At 36.7% G+C, this 16322-nt stretch carries 16 protein-coding genes and 1 tRNA gene; 3 read left to right on the top strand and 14 right to left on the bottom strand.

Annotation, left to right across the window (positions count from 1 at the left end; genetic code table 11):
• Positions 1–103: 103 nt before the first annotated feature.
• From AC6F34_RS10115 to AC6F34_RS10100, 4 genes are all read right to left on the bottom strand, one after another.
• The gene (locus tag AC6F34_RS10115; RefSeq protein ID WP_500771638.1) at positions 104–304 is read right to left on the bottom strand and encodes a cold-shock protein; all 201 of its coding nucleotides are present in this window, start codon (positions 302–304) and stop codon (positions 104–106) included.
• A gap of 231 nt (positions 305–535) precedes the next feature.
• On the bottom strand, positions 536–673 hold the full coding sequence (locus AC6F34_RS10110) for a YvrJ family protein (protein WP_500771636.1): 138 nt from the start codon (positions 671–673) through the stop codon (positions 536–538).
• A gap of 65 nt (positions 674–738) precedes the next feature.
• Positions 739–957, bottom strand: a complete 219-nt coding sequence (locus AC6F34_RS10105; RefSeq protein WP_500771634.1) for a DUF2922 domain-containing protein — start codon at positions 955–957, stop codon at positions 739–741.
• A 35-nt stretch (positions 958–992) separates the two neighbouring features.
• Positions 993–1211, bottom strand: a complete 219-nt coding sequence (locus tag AC6F34_RS10100) for a DUF1659 domain-containing protein (RefSeq protein ID WP_500771632.1) — start codon at positions 1209–1211, stop codon at positions 993–995.
• Positions 1212–1359: 148 nt separating this feature from the next.
• Here AC6F34_RS10100 and AC6F34_RS10095 point away from each other — a divergent pair, with 148 nt between their 5' ends.
• Entirely contained in the window at positions 1360–1638 is a 279-nt protein-coding gene (locus tag AC6F34_RS10095; RefSeq protein WP_500771630.1) for a phage holin family protein, read from the top strand.
• Positions 1639–1733: 95 nt separating this feature from the next.
• Here AC6F34_RS10095 and AC6F34_RS10090 read toward each other — a convergent pair whose 3' ends face one another.
• Both AC6F34_RS10090 and AC6F34_RS10085 read right to left on the bottom strand, forming a co-directional pair.
• Complete coding sequence (locus AC6F34_RS10090) at positions 1734–3425, bottom strand: methyl-accepting chemotaxis protein (RefSeq protein WP_500771628.1); 1692 nt, start codon at positions 3423–3425, stop codon at positions 1734–1736.
• A 283-nt stretch (positions 3426–3708) separates the two neighbouring features.
• Complete coding sequence (locus tag AC6F34_RS10085; RefSeq protein WP_500771626.1) at positions 3709–4671, bottom strand: VanW family protein; 963 nt, start codon at positions 4669–4671, stop codon at positions 3709–3711.
• A 152-nt stretch (positions 4672–4823) separates the two neighbouring features.
• Here AC6F34_RS10085 and AC6F34_RS10080 point away from each other — a divergent pair, with 152 nt between their 5' ends.
• Positions 4824–6476, top strand: coding sequence for an FAD-binding dehydrogenase (locus AC6F34_RS10080; RefSeq protein WP_500771624.1), 1653 nt, complete (start codon positions 4824–4826; stop codon positions 6474–6476).
• A 52-nt stretch (positions 6477–6528) separates the two neighbouring features.
• Here AC6F34_RS10080 and AC6F34_RS10075 read toward each other — a convergent pair whose 3' ends face one another.
• The 6 genes from AC6F34_RS10075 to AC6F34_RS10050 all read right to left on the bottom strand — a co-directional run bounded on the left by AC6F34_RS10075 (position 6529) and on the right by AC6F34_RS10050 (position 14334).
• Complete coding sequence (locus AC6F34_RS10075; RefSeq protein ID WP_500771622.1) at positions 6529–8169, bottom strand: SLC13 family permease; 1641 nt, start codon at positions 8167–8169, stop codon at positions 6529–6531.
• 306 nt (positions 8170–8475) lie between these two features.
• Positions 8476–10497: a lipoteichoic acid synthase gene (gene ltaS / locus AC6F34_RS10070; protein ID WP_500771620.1), complete on the bottom strand. Its 2022-nt coding sequence runs from the start codon at positions 10495–10497 to the stop codon at positions 8476–8478.
• Between the two features lie 470 nt (positions 10498–10967).
• Entirely contained in the window at positions 10968–12449 is a 1482-nt protein-coding gene (locus AC6F34_RS10065; RefSeq protein WP_500771750.1) for an MDR family MFS transporter, read from the bottom strand.
• Positions 12450–12666: 217 nt separating this feature from the next.
• Entirely contained in the window at positions 12667–12855 is a 189-nt protein-coding gene (locus tag AC6F34_RS10060; protein ID WP_500771618.1) for a hypothetical protein, read from the bottom strand.
• Between the two features lie 147 nt (positions 12856–13002).
• A complete protein-coding gene (locus tag AC6F34_RS10055) occupies positions 13003–14082 on the bottom strand; it encodes a nitric oxide synthase oxygenase (protein ID WP_500771616.1) in 1080 nt (359 codons plus the stop codon).
• A gap of 155 nt (positions 14083–14237) precedes the next feature.
• Positions 14238–14334, bottom strand: a tRNA-Sec gene (locus AC6F34_RS10050).
• Positions 14335–14475: 141 nt separating this feature from the next.
• Here AC6F34_RS10050 and AC6F34_RS10045 point away from each other — a divergent pair.
• The gene (locus tag AC6F34_RS10045) at positions 14476–14901 is read left to right on the top strand and encodes a DUF2621 domain-containing protein (protein ID WP_500771614.1); all 426 of its coding nucleotides are present in this window, start codon (positions 14476–14478) and stop codon (positions 14899–14901) included.
• 52 nt (positions 14902–14953) lie between these two features.
• Here the strand turns inward: AC6F34_RS10045 and AC6F34_RS10040 are convergent, their stop codons facing one another.
• Entirely contained in the window at positions 14954–15442 is a 489-nt protein-coding gene (locus tag AC6F34_RS10040; RefSeq protein ID WP_500771612.1) for a CcdC family protein, read from the bottom strand.
• Positions 15443–15941: 499 nt separating this feature from the next.
• Positions 15942–16301: a response regulator gene (locus AC6F34_RS10035; protein WP_500771610.1), complete on the bottom strand. Its 360-nt coding sequence runs from the start codon at positions 16299–16301 to the stop codon at positions 15942–15944.
• Positions 16302–16322: the final 21 nt, after the last annotated feature.

Here is a 16322-nt window from a genome sequence, read left to right as displayed (position 1 = left end):
TTCTCCCCACCTTTATGTAAACTTCTTCCATTTTACTATAAAAATAGTCGTTTAAACATAAAATCACCCAATCTCTACTAAGAGAAATTGGGTGATCGAACAATTATAGTTTAGATACGTTAGCTGCTTGTGGTCCACGAGCACCTTCTACTACTTCGAAAGATACTTCTTGACCTTCGTCTAATGATTTAAAGCCATCTGTTTGGATTGCAGAATAATGAACGAATACGTCGTTTCCATCTTCTCCTTCGATGAATCCGAAACCTTTTTCAGCGTTGAACCATTTTACTTTACCGTTTTTCATGAAAAAAATCCTCCTACAGGCAATAAAATATGCCACAATGAAATTCACCATTAAGAACGATTATGTTTCTTACCCATACTTATCCAAACTTGTGATGGAAAAAGCTGCTTACGGAAAAATAACGCGATGCTCAACGGCTATCTATACTATAACAGTTCTCGAGTAATTTGTCAACTTTTGGTTACTTATAAAAAACTTTCTAGCAATCACGTAATCTAACGAAACGAGCCGCTATTTCACCATCTTTTCTGGCAGACTTTGAATTGAAGAGATGACATTGTCCAACTTTGTCTCGATTCGATGAAGCAAGAATAACGTAACAACGATTGGAAAACCAAGATCACTCATTAACATCATAAAGTCTTCCAACTTCCTTCCCCTCCTTTTTTAAATAAACCGGTCTACTCCTTCGAGTAACCGGTTTATAAGCTGTTTTATATCAATTCTAGGTTTGTCACTTGACGATCAATCACTCTTGCCCCTCTTACAGCTATTAGTTGCCCACTGTTTGAATTAAAAACATTAGCAACAATGATTGATTCCATTGCTTGTTTTACTACTTCAGCATCTACTGGCTCTTTAGGCGCATCAATGGTTAATCGACTTGTCCCACCAAAAGCTGTTTCAAAAATAAGTTCCAATTTTTTAGTCATTACTTACACCTCCTTCGGTTTATAAATGCTTTTCATTATGCTACTATGTCGGATCGATCATTTCGATAAACAGATACGACAGAATACAAAGTCAAGCTCTCAATAGCTTGAGAAACCTGTAAGAACCCTTCTGCTGTTGCTTCTGGAAGGATATTACTGTACGTTCTTTGACTAAATTCTACTTCACCTGATTCATTCATGCCTGTTTCAAAAACAAGCTGTAGCTTTGAATCAAGCAGCATCACTTGTGCCATAGTGATCACCTCCTTCACCTTTTATATACAAAGATGAAGCGAAAATGGTCAGATAAAATCATAATTTTCATGTTATCTAGTTAAGAAAACAAGCAATCTTTTACTAAATACATAGAATAAACAATAGCCGAAGTGAGGAGGTGACGATATGAATTTATTAGGGTATTTAAACCAGAATTATTTTATATTGATTCCGGCACTATGGGTAATTGGCTTTGCTTTGAAACAAACTCCTATTATTCCAAATTGGACAATCGTGTGGATCTTATTAGTTTTTTCTATTACTGTTGCTAGTTTTGCCTTTGGATTTTCCGCAGACTCAATCATTAATGGAGTAATTGCTACAGGCGTAGCAGTCTTTGGTCATCAAGTTGTAAAACAGACCTTAACAGAGGGAATACTAGGAGATAAAGGGGACAAGCAATAACTACAAACTTTCGCTTGTGTCGTATGTAAGCTTCACAAGCTTTTTTTATGCAAAAAAAGATTTGCCAAGTTAGGCAAATCTTTTTAAATAATCAATTATAAACGAAATCTAGCAACAATGCCCTTTAAGTCATCAGATAAATGAGCGAGCGTTTCAGCTGATGCAGCCACTTCCTGCATCGTTGCTAATTGCTGCTCAGTTGCTGCTGAGGTTTCCTGCGCTGCTTGGACGTTTTTAGTCGTTCGTTCCATTAACTCTGTGATTTCACTCATTACTGTCCTACTTAATTCATTCATTGCCTCGATTGAGTGCTTCACATTCGTCACTTGATCGGTTACTTCTTCCATTGATTGCGAAATATGCAAAAATGCTTCATCTGCTTGTTTTGAATCTTCTAATCCCGCTTGCACTTTCTTCGTACCGATGTCCATTGCGTGAACAGCTTGTTCAGTTTCTGCTTGAATATAGTCAACCATTTGTTGAATCTGATCTGCTGATTTTTTAGATTCCTCTGCTAACTTCCTTACTTCATCTGCAACGACAGAGAATCCTTTTCCATGTTCACCAGCTCTAGCAGCCTCAATCGCTGCATTCAGCGCAAGTAAATTTGTTTGCTCTGCAATGGTTGTAATCACAGCAACAAAGCTTCGAATGTCATCTGATCTTTTTTGTAAACTACGAATTGTCGAAGCAGCATGTAATACAGATCCATTGATTTCATTCATTTGGTGTACGACATTTTGAATGGCACCTTGTCCGTCTTGAGTTCGTTTATTCGTTCGATCCGTAGCTAACAACATTTGTTCACTGTTTGTTGCGATTGTTTCCAAATTGGCTGCTACCTGTTCTACCGATGATGTAGTTTGGGAGAACTTTAGCAATTGTTCTTCAGAATTGCCGACATTTTCTTGCGCTATTGAAGAAACTTGCTCTGATGCTTGTCTACTTTGTGCAGAGCTTGCCGCCATTTCATTGCTACTTAATGCCACCTTATCTGAAGTATCACGTACTTGACCTACAATCTGTCTTAAATCATACAGCATCCTATTGATTGTTCCAATTAAAAGTCCAATCTCATCATTGCTTTTATACTTCATTTTTCCTTGACTTAAATCACCCTCTGCCACGTGACGAATCGCTGTTGTTGCGATGCCTAACGGTTTAGAGATCATTCGACTTATGAGAATTGCACTGACGATTCCTAATACAATCGCCAATATACTACTAACAATAAGAATGATTTGTGTCCGATTCGTTTCTTCAGCAATCAAAGCCACTTTGCTGTTTAACTGCTTTTCTTCATAACTAACCAATTCATTAGCATAATCCATAAACTGATTAGTAAGGTCTTTTGCCGTCGTTGTTGCAATCTCCATATATGCTTGCTCATCCTCAGCAATCTTTAAATGGAGTTGTTGCTCAGATACCTCTTCAAATTCCTTATGTATTTCATCTAATGTCGATAGCAAGCTGTTTTCTGCGTTGGAATCTTGCCGCTCCATAAGTCGCTCTAAATATGTTCTCATTCTATTACGAGCCTGATTGTATTCTTGTAAATAAGAAGAGTCTCCCGTTAATAGGTAACTGTTGACACTTCCAGATTCATGATACATCTCAACTTGAAGTTGCTTTACTTCCAAGGCAATCTCCATTTCATTCTTCATTAACTGTTCATATGTATTTCTTAGACTCATTAGCTCATAGTTCGAAAGACCTGCAACCCCTAAAAACAAAACAAATACAAGGGAAAAGCCGATCAAAAGCTTCTTGGATACAGAAAACCTCATCATTGTCCACCTCTTCACTGGGAGTTAGATAAGCATAATTGTACATCAAATTGAATGCTGAGTCAGTCCTTTTTTACTATTTTTATATATTTTTTACATACTTACTAAAAAATCAAGAGAAAAAAAGAGTCAACACGGACGTACGTGTTGACTTGCAAAATGCAGACCAAAGATCTATTAGGGAGGAGATCTTACATTAGTATTCTATGAATCTAAGGCTCGTCTGCTTGGACAAACACCCTCAATAAATGGCTTAATTTATAAACTTCGAACCTATTTTCATTCAAAGTGACTTTTTTATCAGATGCTCATACTTTTTTGCCGTTGTAAGCTCCACAGTCAACTCACCATTAACAGCTTTTGCTTGGATTACAAACGGTGCTCCTGCCGTGTTTTTAAATCTGAAATCTAAGCCACCATAGGAAACAGTTGCATCCCTTCCTACCGGAACATAACCAACTTGCATTGAATGATTATGCCATTCTACATACTCAACTCCTAATAAGTCGACCGCATTAAACAAAGTTGATGAGGTTTGACATATGCCGCCACCAATTCCCATTACGAGCTTACCATTGACAATCTCCTCTGCAGGCTGATAGCCGTTTTTCTCATCACTCGGTCCAACTGTCGTATTAAAGGAAAAATAGTCACCTGCACCGACAATGATATTCGTTATTGCTTCTGCTGATAATTCTATATTTCTAGTTCTTCCTTCAACTTGAGGATTAAAATTTGTTTTATAAGAAGCAATAACTACTTCTTTCAGCTCAGCTACTTCTGCAGCTTCATACCCACTAGCAGTTACATACAAAGGGAGTTCTACAACCCCACCTTCTTCTGCGACTGCATTGATTCGCTCTATAAGCTCATCCTCCTCAAGAATTATCCTAGGTTTTCCAACAACCACTTCTCCATTTTCATTCAAACGATCTGGAATCATGCGCTGATCAAACCCTTTAGTTTCTTCATCACCTCTAGCAAGTGTTTTCACCCATTGCATTAGTGTTGACTGTGCACTTTCTCCTTGTAGCTCGTTAAGTGCAAATACATGAATGATTTCCTGTGAATCAGGGTGAATGACTCTTACTTCATCGATGATTTCTTCTTCCAATTCCTCTTGTTCTACCTCTTCAAGCTGTGCTAGCTTTTCTCTAAGGTCTTCATTCTCCTTTGTAAGCTCAGCCTCTTTGCTTGAACACGCAACTAACAATAATAAACAACCAATCATTGCAATCTTTTTCATATTTCCCCTCATTTTTTGTTTTTTTACATACATTAAATCTCCTTTATATGTATGTGGTGGAAGAGGAACTATGAGCCATTTATTTTTATTTTTAATTTTCTAATTTTTCTATATAATGTAACCATAACTTAGTTAGCATAGGAGGCTGTTTCATGAACTATGATGCAATCATTGTTGGTGCTGGTTTGGCTGGCATTACGGCAGCTACAGAATTAGCGACAAGTGGGAAGAAAATTCTACTCGTTGATCAAGAACCAAGACAATCGCTGGGTGGGCAAGCTTATTGGTCATTTGGAGGGTTATTTCTCGTGAATTCTCCTGAACAAAGGCGGCTCGGAGTAAAAGATTCAAAAGAGCTTGCTTGGCAGGATTGGCTGGGCTCAGCTGGTTTTGATCGTGAGGATGAAGACTATTGGGGCAAGAAATGGGCAGAAGCCTATGTTGACTTTGCAGCAACGGAAAAAAGATCATGGTTACGGACATTTGGAATTCGCTTCTTCCCAATTGTTGGCTGGGCAGAGAGAGGCGGCTATTTAGCTGATGGACATGGAAACTCAGTTCCTCGATTCCATATTGTTTGGGGGACCGGCCCTGGTCTTGTCCAACCTTTTGCAGACCGAGTGCTTGAACATGAAAAGAAAGGCATTATTGAATATAGACCAAGGCATCAAGTCAACAAGCTCCTTATAGAAAACGGACAAGTTCGTGGAATTACTGGTTCTATTCTTGAAGAAAGCAACATCAATCGAGGAGAAGAATCTTCTCGCACTATAGTTGGTGAGTTTACATACTATGCTGACTTAGTATTGATTTGTAGCGGTGGCATTGGAGGAAACCATGAATTGATCCGTAAAAATTGGCCAGCGAGACTAGGACACCCGCCACAAAATATGATTTCTGGGGTACCTAAACATGTAGACGGAAGAATGTTAGAAATAACTGAACAAGCTGGTGGAAGGATCGTTAATCGTGATAGAATGTGGCATTATACTGAAGGAATTAAGAACTGGAATTCTATTTGGCCAATGCATGGCATTCGCATCTTACCAGGACCATCATCCATTTGGCTTAATGGGTTTGGTAAGCGTTTCCCAACACCGAATTTCCCAGGCTTTGATACCCTTGGTACGCTGGAAGCGATTCAAAAATCAGGACTTGATTATTCATGGTTCATTCTTACCAAAAAAATCATTGAAAAAGAATTTGCTCTCTCAGGTTCAGAACAAAACCCTGATTTAACAGGGAAAAGCATAAGAAAGGTCCTCTCTCGTGTTTTACCAGGGCCACCCGAGCCTGTACAAAAATTCCTCGACAATGGCGAAGACTTTATCATCGCAACAGATTTAAAAGAACTAGTGTCAAAAATGAACGAACTTGTCGGTACAAATCATTTAAACTATGAAGAAATTCATAAACAAATCATTGCCAGAGATCGTGACATGAATAATAAATTTACAAAAGATCTACAAATAGCCTCATTACGAGTAGCACGAAATTATATAGGTGATAAATTTATTCGAGTCGCTAAACCTCATAAGATATTAGACAAAGAAAATGGTCCATTGATTGCTGTAAAATTAAACATTATTAGTCGAAAAACACTCGGTGGTTTGCAAACAGATTTAAACGGACGTGTCTTAAACGAAGCTGGTGAGGCCGTAAAGGGACTTTATGCCGCTGGTGAAGCAAGTGGATTTGGCGGTGGTGGAATACACGGATACCGCGCACTAGAAGGAACATTCTTAGGTGGATGTCTATTTACTGGAAGAACAGCAGCACGGTCCATTTTAGATGAGCTAAAATAAATACTTACTGCCTTTTGAGATCACTCTCAAAAGGCAGTTATAATGTTGCAGACTATCTAAACATATCTGGGAATACATTTAAATCAATATTCCATGCAATTGGCATATAGAAATAGATTAATGCACTTAAGAATACGATTGTAAATAAGCTTAGCCAGAATCCTGATTTGATCATATCAGTAATTTTTAACAATCCTGAACCAAATACGATTGCGTTTGGTGGCGTTGCAACAGGTAGCATAAACGCACAAGATGCAGCTACTCCAGCAGCGACCATTAATGCAAATGGATGGACATCAAGGGCAAGTCCTAGAGATGCCATAATAGGGAACATCATTGTCGCTGTTGCTGTATTTGATGTGATTTCTGTTAAGAAAGTAACAAGAGCGACAACGGAAATAATAATAATGGCGATATGCACACCTTGTAGAACTGTTAACTGTTCTCCAATCCAAAGCGCTAAGCCTGAATCAGTAAAACCTTTGGCAATCGCTAGACCACCACCAAATAGTAACAGAATTCCCCAAGGAATGCCTTTTGCGTCATCCCAAGATAATAAGGATCCATTTTTGGTGTTTTTAGACGGTAATATAAATAGTATAACTGCAGCAATAATAACAATAGTAGTATCATTTACGCGTTGTTGTACAAAGTCTAAGGGAATGAATGATCTTGTTATCCATGCAAGCGCTGTCAAAGAAAATACAGCTAGTACAAGCTTTTCTTCTTTTGACATTATTCCCAGACGCTTCTTCTCACTCTCAATGATTGCTTTTCCACCAGGGACATCTTTCATTTTCATTGGAAATGCAATTTTCACAAGATAAATCCAAGTAGCTAATAATAGAATAACTGCTAGAGGGACACCAAAAACCATCCATCCAGCAAATGAGATTTCATAGTCATAGAGCTCTCTAACTACACCAGCAAAGAGTGTATTTGGAGGCGTACCAATTAATGTTCCAACTCCACCAATTGATGCTGCATAACCGATACCAAGCATAATTGATTTTCCAAAGTTATCAGCACCATCAGTAATGTTTTGCTTTTTCATTTGTGCTTCGACATGAGCAATAACCGCTAATCCAATTGGTAACATCATCATCGCAGTAGCTGTATTAGAAATCCACATTGATAAAAATCCGGTAGCAACCATAAATCCTAATGCTAAACGACTTGTACTTGTTCCAACAATCGTAATGATATTTATAGCAATACGTAAATGAAGATTCCATTTCTCCATTGCTATTGCTATTATAAATCCACCTAGGAATAAAAAGATTGTGTTATCAGCATAAGCACTTGCCACACTGCCTTCAATACCACCTGAAAGCGGAAATAAGACAATTGGAAGTAATGAGGTTACTGGAATTGGAATCGCTTCAGTGATCCACCAGGAAGCCACCCATAACGTTGATGCCAAAATGGCTTGAGCTTCTTTAGGCATTGTGTCCGGAGCTAAAACGAATAGAGTCAAAAAGAATAAGACTGGACCTAAAATCAACCCAATATTTTGTGTCTTAGACCTTTTTGGTTTGCCTTCCCCATTTTGAGCTGTATTTTCATTCATCTTTCCTTTTGATACTACAGAGCTCCCCTCTGTCGGAGGTGCAACAAAAAGTCGTAAAAGATCTTTAATTTGATAATGCCAACTCCACATCTTCCCCCAAAGCTGTTGAACATGATTTGTCATCTACTCATCCTCTCTACTCTGTCAATAAATATCATATATCGTATTAGTTTGACGAATAATGTCATACTAATATTGATAATGTTATACTAAAATTGCTTTCTGTGCAATAACAGATTTTAAATTCTAAAAACTTTTATAATTATTTGCAGTTTTTGAAAATATCATTATTATTCATTTTAGTTTAAAAGGTCGATAAGTGTAAAAGAGTTAACCAGAACACATATTTTAACTATGTACAAACTTTAGTTAATGTATTATTGTATATCGTAAAAAAAGCCGCCCATATATGGACAGCTCTCTTCTACATTATTTATTCAATTCAATGGTACTTTGACCATCATCGTTTATTTCATATTCTTGATTATACATCTCTTCTGCTTCACTCTGGAATATATCTGCTTTTGTATAATCCAACTGTGATCGATCAACTGGTGTAAAATGTTCTGGAGTGAAGAAGCGTAACAGGTCTCCATTGACAACTTTGTCTGAGTAAGACAATCGCTGTTCAACGACTAATTGCATTTCTTCTGCTTTTTCAATTAAAGCTTCATCCTCAATGATTTCACCAGTAGTTGAATCATAAAACGTGTTTCCTACTGAGAAGTATGTTGGACTCACAAAATCTCCGTTACGGAATGGAATTAATTCATCATGGTCCTCGGAAAAGATATCAGTACCGAATTGAACATAGTCTTTTGTTTCAATTCCTAATAAGTGTAATAAAGTTGGCATTAAATCAATCTGACCCGTATACTCATGGCTAACTCCACCTTCCATTCCAGGAACTCGGATAAACAATGGTACACGTTGTAGTCCAGCTTGCTCAAAATCTCCTACTTCATAACCTAAAACTTCACTCATCGCCTTTTTATGGTTGGCTGAGATTCCATAGTGATCACCATACATAATAATGACTGAATTGTCGTATAGACCAGATTCTTTAAGGTAATTAAAGAATTCTTCTAAAGCCTCATCTGCATACCTTGCAGTTCTGAAATAGTTATCAACTGTACGATTTCCAGTTTCATGAGCATCAATTGTAGCCAATTCATCATCCAAAGGATATGGGAAGTGATGAGTGACTGTAATAAATTTAGAATAAAACGGTTGCTCAAGTCGATCAATCATTGGAATCGACTGTTCAAAGAAAGGTTTATCATGCAAACCGTATTCAGCAAGGTTCGCAGGGTCCATATTATAGTAGCTTGAGTCAAAGAAATAATCATATCCAAATGATTTATAAATTTCATTTCTATTCCAGAAGCTCCCATTATTACCATGGAATACTGCTGAAGTATAGCCATGATCAGATAAAATAGCAGGTGCAGAATGGAATGTATTCATCCCTTTCAAAGTGAAAGCAGACCCTTGTGGCAAGCCATACAATGAATTTTCTAATACAAATTCAGCATCAGCCGTTTTTCCTTGTGCTGTTTGGTGGAAAAAGTTATCAAAATACTTTGTATTTCCCTCTCGAATCATCGAATTAAGGAATGGTGTTACTTCTTCACCATGTAATTGATAATCCATTAAGAATGTTTGAATAGATTCTAAATGAACGTAAATAACATTCATATCTTTAGCAATTCCGAAATACTCAGGATTTGGCTCAGCATAATTAGATGATGTAAAGTTTATCACTTCAATCGTATCATTGCTATCAGCCATTACACGTTGTGCAGATGCCTTTGTACTTTGTACAGCATCATAAATTTGATAATTGTACATACCTAAATATTTAACAATATAGTTACGATCAAAACCACGTGTTAATAATTGTGGGCGATCAGATTCAGCTAAACCTAAGTTTGCACATGAAATCGCAAGACCAAGAGCAAAAACAGCTACTGTTTTACGACTTGTCATATCCTTCATTTCGATTTTGATTACTTTAAACGCTAACAGTGCAATTAAAGCAGCTACATCAATAAACATCAGGATATCAGTCACATGCATTAGCGACAATGCACTTCCACCAACATCTCCAAAGTTCTGAGTTTGAGTTAATGTTGGTAAAGTAATGAAATCGTTAAAGAATCGATAAAATACAGTATTAGCGTATAAAAGAATCGACAATAGTGTATAGATGGCTATAAGAGCGATATATTTTCTGCGACCTTTAAAGAATAAAGCAAATCCTAAAAATAAAAGCGATGAGCCAAGTGGATTTAAGAATAAAATTATATGTTGTAGCGTACTTTCAATTCCTAATGAAAATTGTGTCAATTGTACAACATAAGTTTTCGTCCATAACATTAGAACAGCTAGGAAGAAGAAAACGATGAACTTATTCGTTAATTTTTCCTTTCCTTGTTGTAAGTTATACATATGTGTTGCACCTACCTTAATTACGATCAAATTTAATATTTTTTATTTGGTTTTCTCTACATTCATCTTACTAAATCATTGTAACGAATGCGTTTCAATATTATTTCGGTACTTGAAGAAGTCAATACAGAAATATTACTATACAATATTTTGGCCTAAAGTCAAGTTTTTAACTACTATCAGAAAAATCATTCAAGTGAGTCTTTTCTCTCTTACACATATTACCCATAAAAAAAAGCATAAAACCATACAGCTATGTTTACCGAACTCAATGATATTTCACAATTACATTTTCTTTGTAAGAAAACCTTTCACTGTATTAAACGAAGCAAAGTGCCCAAAAGTTTCACTTTTTATAAAATAAATTCGCTCTTAAGAAAAGCCCGCCACTCAATAATTAGGATAATTATTGATATGACAAGCTTTGTGCAAACTTATTTACTTGAAGAATAAGTCATTATTCCTACATACTAATTTTTCGCTAATTTGGGCATCGCTGCTTTAATTTTGTTCTGATCCATTTCAAGTGGATCCTCTGATTGCTTCGCCCTTTTCAAGAAGAACGCTAAGATAAAGGAAACAAATGCGATCCAAGTTGCTACAAAGAAAGCATCATTAATTCCAGCTAGCATTGCTTGCTTTTCGATTTGCTCCTGCATTCCTGCAAGCATGGATTGCGTTGTGCCATTTTGCAACAAATCCGAAACGATTGCTTTGCCATGCGATTCTGTTCTAACAGACATAACCGTAACTAAAAGAGCGGTACCAATTGCACCTGAGACTTGATTCAATGTATTATTCATTGCCGTACCATGTGGATAGAAACGAGGTGGCAATTGATTAAGACCATTTGTAGAGATTGGCATCATACATAAGCTCATCCCAAACATCCTAAACGTATTCATCAGTACAAGTTCCATATAGGTCATTTCCATAGATAATCGGCTAAACATAAATGTCGTAACAACTAAAATACTCAATCCAATGATCGCCAGTGCTTTCCCACCAAACTTATCGAACAACCTCCCAGTAATTGGAGACATAATCGCCATTGTTATTGCACCTGGTAGCATCATAAGCCCTGCATCTAGTGGGGAAAAGCCCATAATTGTTTGAACATAGATAGGGATGAGCAACATTCCTGAAAATAACGCCATATTAATGACCATTGACATAATTGATGCTAGCGTAAACATTGGATATTTATAAACTTGAAAATTGAGCATAGGCTGATCTTGACGCACTTGACGTCTTACAAAAATAAATAATGTAATTGCACCTATAATGATCGTTCCATAAACAATTGGATGATCCCAGCCCTTGTCTCCTGCAGAACTAAACCCATAAAGAATACCACCAAAACCGATACTTGATAACAATAGTGAAAATAAATCAAGTTTCATCGTTGATTCTTGTTTTGTATCTTTTAGTAAGAAATAACCTATCAATAGAACAATAAATCCAATCGGAGCAACAAAATGGAAGAGCATTCTCCAATCATAATGCTGAACGATCCATCCTGATAATGTTGGCCCAATCGCTGGTGCAGCCATCATAATAAGACCAAAGAATCCCATTGCTGTTCCTCTTTTTTCGATTGGGAAGCTCACGAGCATAACATTCATCAAGAGCGGCATAAGAATTGCCGATCCTGATGCTTGCATCATCCTTCCAGCTAATAGCACCGGGAATACGCTTGCTACTCCGGCAATTAGTGTTCCGATTGTAAACATAAGCATTGAAAACAGAAATAATTTCCTAGCTGAAAATTTTTGAATTAAAAAAGCTGTTGCCGGGATTAAGATCCCATTAACAAGCATAAAACCAGTTGTTAACCACTGAACTGTAGACGGGCCTACATTCAGTTCAGTCATGATTGAAGGCAATGCGACATTTAATAATGTATTATTTAAAAATGCAATAAATGCACCGATCATTAATATTGCAATCATGCCATAGGGTGGTTTTTTCTCTATTTGTTGTCCCTCTTTCACTGCTTTTCCTCCCTTGTATACACACAGTCTATAATTTTATACCTATATTCCAGATAGCCATAATCATATACCAAGCATTCCTATATTGCAATGAAAAAATACGAGCACATCGTAAATAATATTTAAAGAAATCTTCCTGTTTTCATTAAGAAATACTAGATAGACCCCATATTCTTTATCGATGTTTTAAATTACTGAAAAATTGCTCTGAAACACCTTGTAAACGCTCGTCATCAAAGAGTGCAGTCGTGTTATGATCAAAGTTAAACACATCGCTAATAAAGGCACACATGATGAAAAACAACGAATACGAATATGCGCGTTTTTCAACTATATGATTCAAGCCACTACCATAATCGAACAAGCTCTAAACAACCCTTACATAATTAATCAAAAGAAATCGTTGATTCCTGTAAGACATTGTCTTATGATCTCGAGGGATCGTGATGGAAGTAAATCGAATAAATAAAAACACCTAAAATGATGAATAATCAACATTTTAGGCGTTAGATCAATATGGTCTATTTTGATAAAAGTAATTTGGTTTCAATCGTTCGTTCTTGTATTGTGAATGAAAAATATGTGTTGATGCCGGTGATATAGGAGGAATCAGCCAAGTCCAATCACCAGTAACCTCCCTGTTTGCATCTCTTTCTATTTCTTCAAACTTCTTGAATTGCTGAGCTGCTGTATGGTGATCTACGATAGCCACTTGCTTTTCTTTAAATGAGTAAAGGACAGCTTCATTTAATGCAACTAAAGCCTTGTCCTTCCAAAGAGATGCGCTTTTTCTTGTATCAATTCCCATTATACTCGCAACATCACTCAATCTGTTGTAACGAAATTCATCTGCCAAATTTCTCGCTCCTATTTCTGTGCCCATATACCAACCATTAAAAGGTGCTGCTGTATATGTAATTCCGCCGATTTCTAAACTCATTTCTGAAATAATTGGAACTGCATACCATTTTAAGTTCAACTGTTTAAATGAATCGTACTCAGGGTGCATAATCGCTACCTCTAACACGATTTCTTCAGGAATGTCCTTAATATAGGGATCGTTATTATTTATTTGGATGACAAGTGGCAATAAATCATACTCTCCATATTTCGGCTTCCAACCAAGCTCAATGCATTTTTTTGTAAACTCCAATGAGTGCGGATCTCCAATGATACCTTGCTCGGATTCATAGCCTGCATAACGAATTAATTGATGATTCCAAATTCGCACATTGTCGGTACTCGATTTTTGAGGGAAGATTGTGATTGTGGGCTTTATTCTTCCACCATTGGTAGCGGATATGATATGTGCAAATAGCGCTTTCATTATTTCCTCTTCTGTCGCAACACTTCGTTGATCTATGACCGTTAGTTGGTTCCAAAACAAACGTCCAATACATCGATTGCTATTCCGCCAGGCAAGCATTGCCCCATATTGAAGTTCCTCAAATGTATGACTATAAGTACCGGTCTCTAAAATCATCTTTTTAATGTCATTTAGCCGGACCTCCAGTTGACTATGCTCTCTCCCCGTCTCTTGATAAAAAATATGTATAAATTCTTCTGCTTCTTGAAGTAGCTGGTTCTCCAAAAAATAGCCTCCTAAACTTAATTTCCGGAATCACAAGTAGTTTTTGCACCTATTAAACTAAAAGAAAAACGTCATTTCCGCACTAAGAGTAGCGTGAAAGGACGTACGATTGTAATAGTTATGGCCTAGTTATATTTCCATGGTTATTCAGCTTATGGCGGGACTGTCTGGGAATCGAACCCAGCTAACCACTCACGGTGGTTACAGATGATTTTGAAGATCACGGGGGACACCAGTACCCCATTCAGCCCCAGTATAGCAACGGTTTTTATTATATCTAGAAAATCTACTACATACAAGGTGAAAACTTAAGAAGTTGTGTCACTTTCTTGTCCACGCCTACATTTTTCCCGTATAATAGACTTATAAGAATAATAAATGTAGGTGAACAACATGTTAGATGGATGGTTTTTATTATTTATCTTATTTTGGATCGTTATATTAATTTCCTTTTTTGCAATCGGTGGATTCTTTATGTTCAGGAAATTCTTAAAACGAATGCCTAAAGAAGATGGAAAAAGCGACTTAGATTGGGAAGAACATTTTGTTAACGAAACAAGAAAATTATGGAAACAACCACAAAAGGATTTATTAGAAGATTTAGTTAGCCCAGTTCCCGAGCTATTTCGTGATGTAGCGCGCCAAAAAATTGCTGGAAAAATTGGAGAATTAGCGCTTAAAGAAAAAGCAAAGAAAATTAATGAAGACTTAATTATTCGCGGATACATACTTGCTACACCAAAGAGAGATCATAAGTTTTTGCGCAAGAAGCTGGATGAAAAAGAAATAAGTGTAGCCCCTTATGAGCACTTATTTTAGAAAAACTATGTAAAAACCCAAGGAACGAACTTCAATTCCTTGGGTTTAACACTTATTGAGTTGGTAATTGCTCATCTTTACTCAATTTATTTTTCAAGTTTTTAAATTGAATAAACATGGCAATTCTCCATGGAACGATCATTGCAAATGCTAATATCCAAAACATGCCGCCAAGTTGACCTAAATCAAACGAAACACTTAAGATTGATTTTGCTGCGATTCGAATGACCAATAAAACAACTAAAATGATCATAAACGCCTTCGACCGTTTTAAATATATCTCATCTTCTCTAATTTCAAACTTTGACGTTTTTATTAAAAAAATTGAAAATACCAACCCTACTCCTGCTGCCTCAACAATTTCAAGAGAAGTCACTCGAAAGTAAGGGAAAATAAACATCAATGCACCTGTGCTCATAAATAGAGGGGGCAATATTATTTTTTTCGCTGTTGCTGGCTTCTTTGATGAACGCACTCGTACAATCATCGCGGCAATCGCCATTAAAATTGCACCGATCGTGCTTAACAAAACCCAATTCATACACTAACATCCCTTTGCAAATAATTTCACTTCTTCATTATAGCCTATTCATAAAAGAAAGTTCATCATATTTAAAATACGAAATAAGTTTATCTGGGATTGTAGACAAAGTCAGGTTTCGACTTAGTCTGCACGCATTCTAGCGATTCTTATCAATTGAAATCTCAGAATGTCTTGAGAACGTTTGTTAGACTAGTCGTGCAGTCAAGTAAAAACCCTAATAGGACACTTTGTTCGTGAGGGGACGGAGAAGACAAATAATATCATTGCGAGTGTTTGTCAACAATCTGAGATAATCTTCATAAACCTTTTCAAACAGACATGTTCCGAGGAATTTCAGCTGTAGCTTCTACCGTAAGTAAATATTTTTTTCAAATTAAAGAATGAGATATTTGTTCTGCATAGTTTTATAGTGCTTGTGCTAGACAGTGAAAGCTTCGGTATCGTAAACTTCTTCATAAAAAAAGATGGCGAATAACCACCATCTTTTTCGAACTTCTTAGCTTAACACTCTAGCAATTGCTTCTATAACTCTCTGCTCATCAAATGGTTTAACAATAAAATCCTTCGCACCAGCTTCTATTGCCTCAACAACCATTCGCTGCTGCCCCATTGCAGAACACATAATGACCTTAGCGTCTGGGTGTTTGCTACGAATTTCGCGAATTGCTTCTAGCCCACTCATTTCAGGCATTGTAATATCAAGAGTAACCAAATCAGGTTTTAGTTCATCATATAATTCAATTGCTTCTCTTCCGTTTTCACCTTCGCCAACAACAATATGACTACCTTTTGTCAAAATGTTTGTTAAGGTCATACGCATAAATTTTGCATCATCAACAATTAAAATTCTTGCCAACACGTGTTCCCCCTCGAATAC

The organism is Niallia sp. CD-39 (genome assembly GCF_059874745.1).
This window is presented reverse-complemented; position numbering and strand designations above follow the sequence as displayed.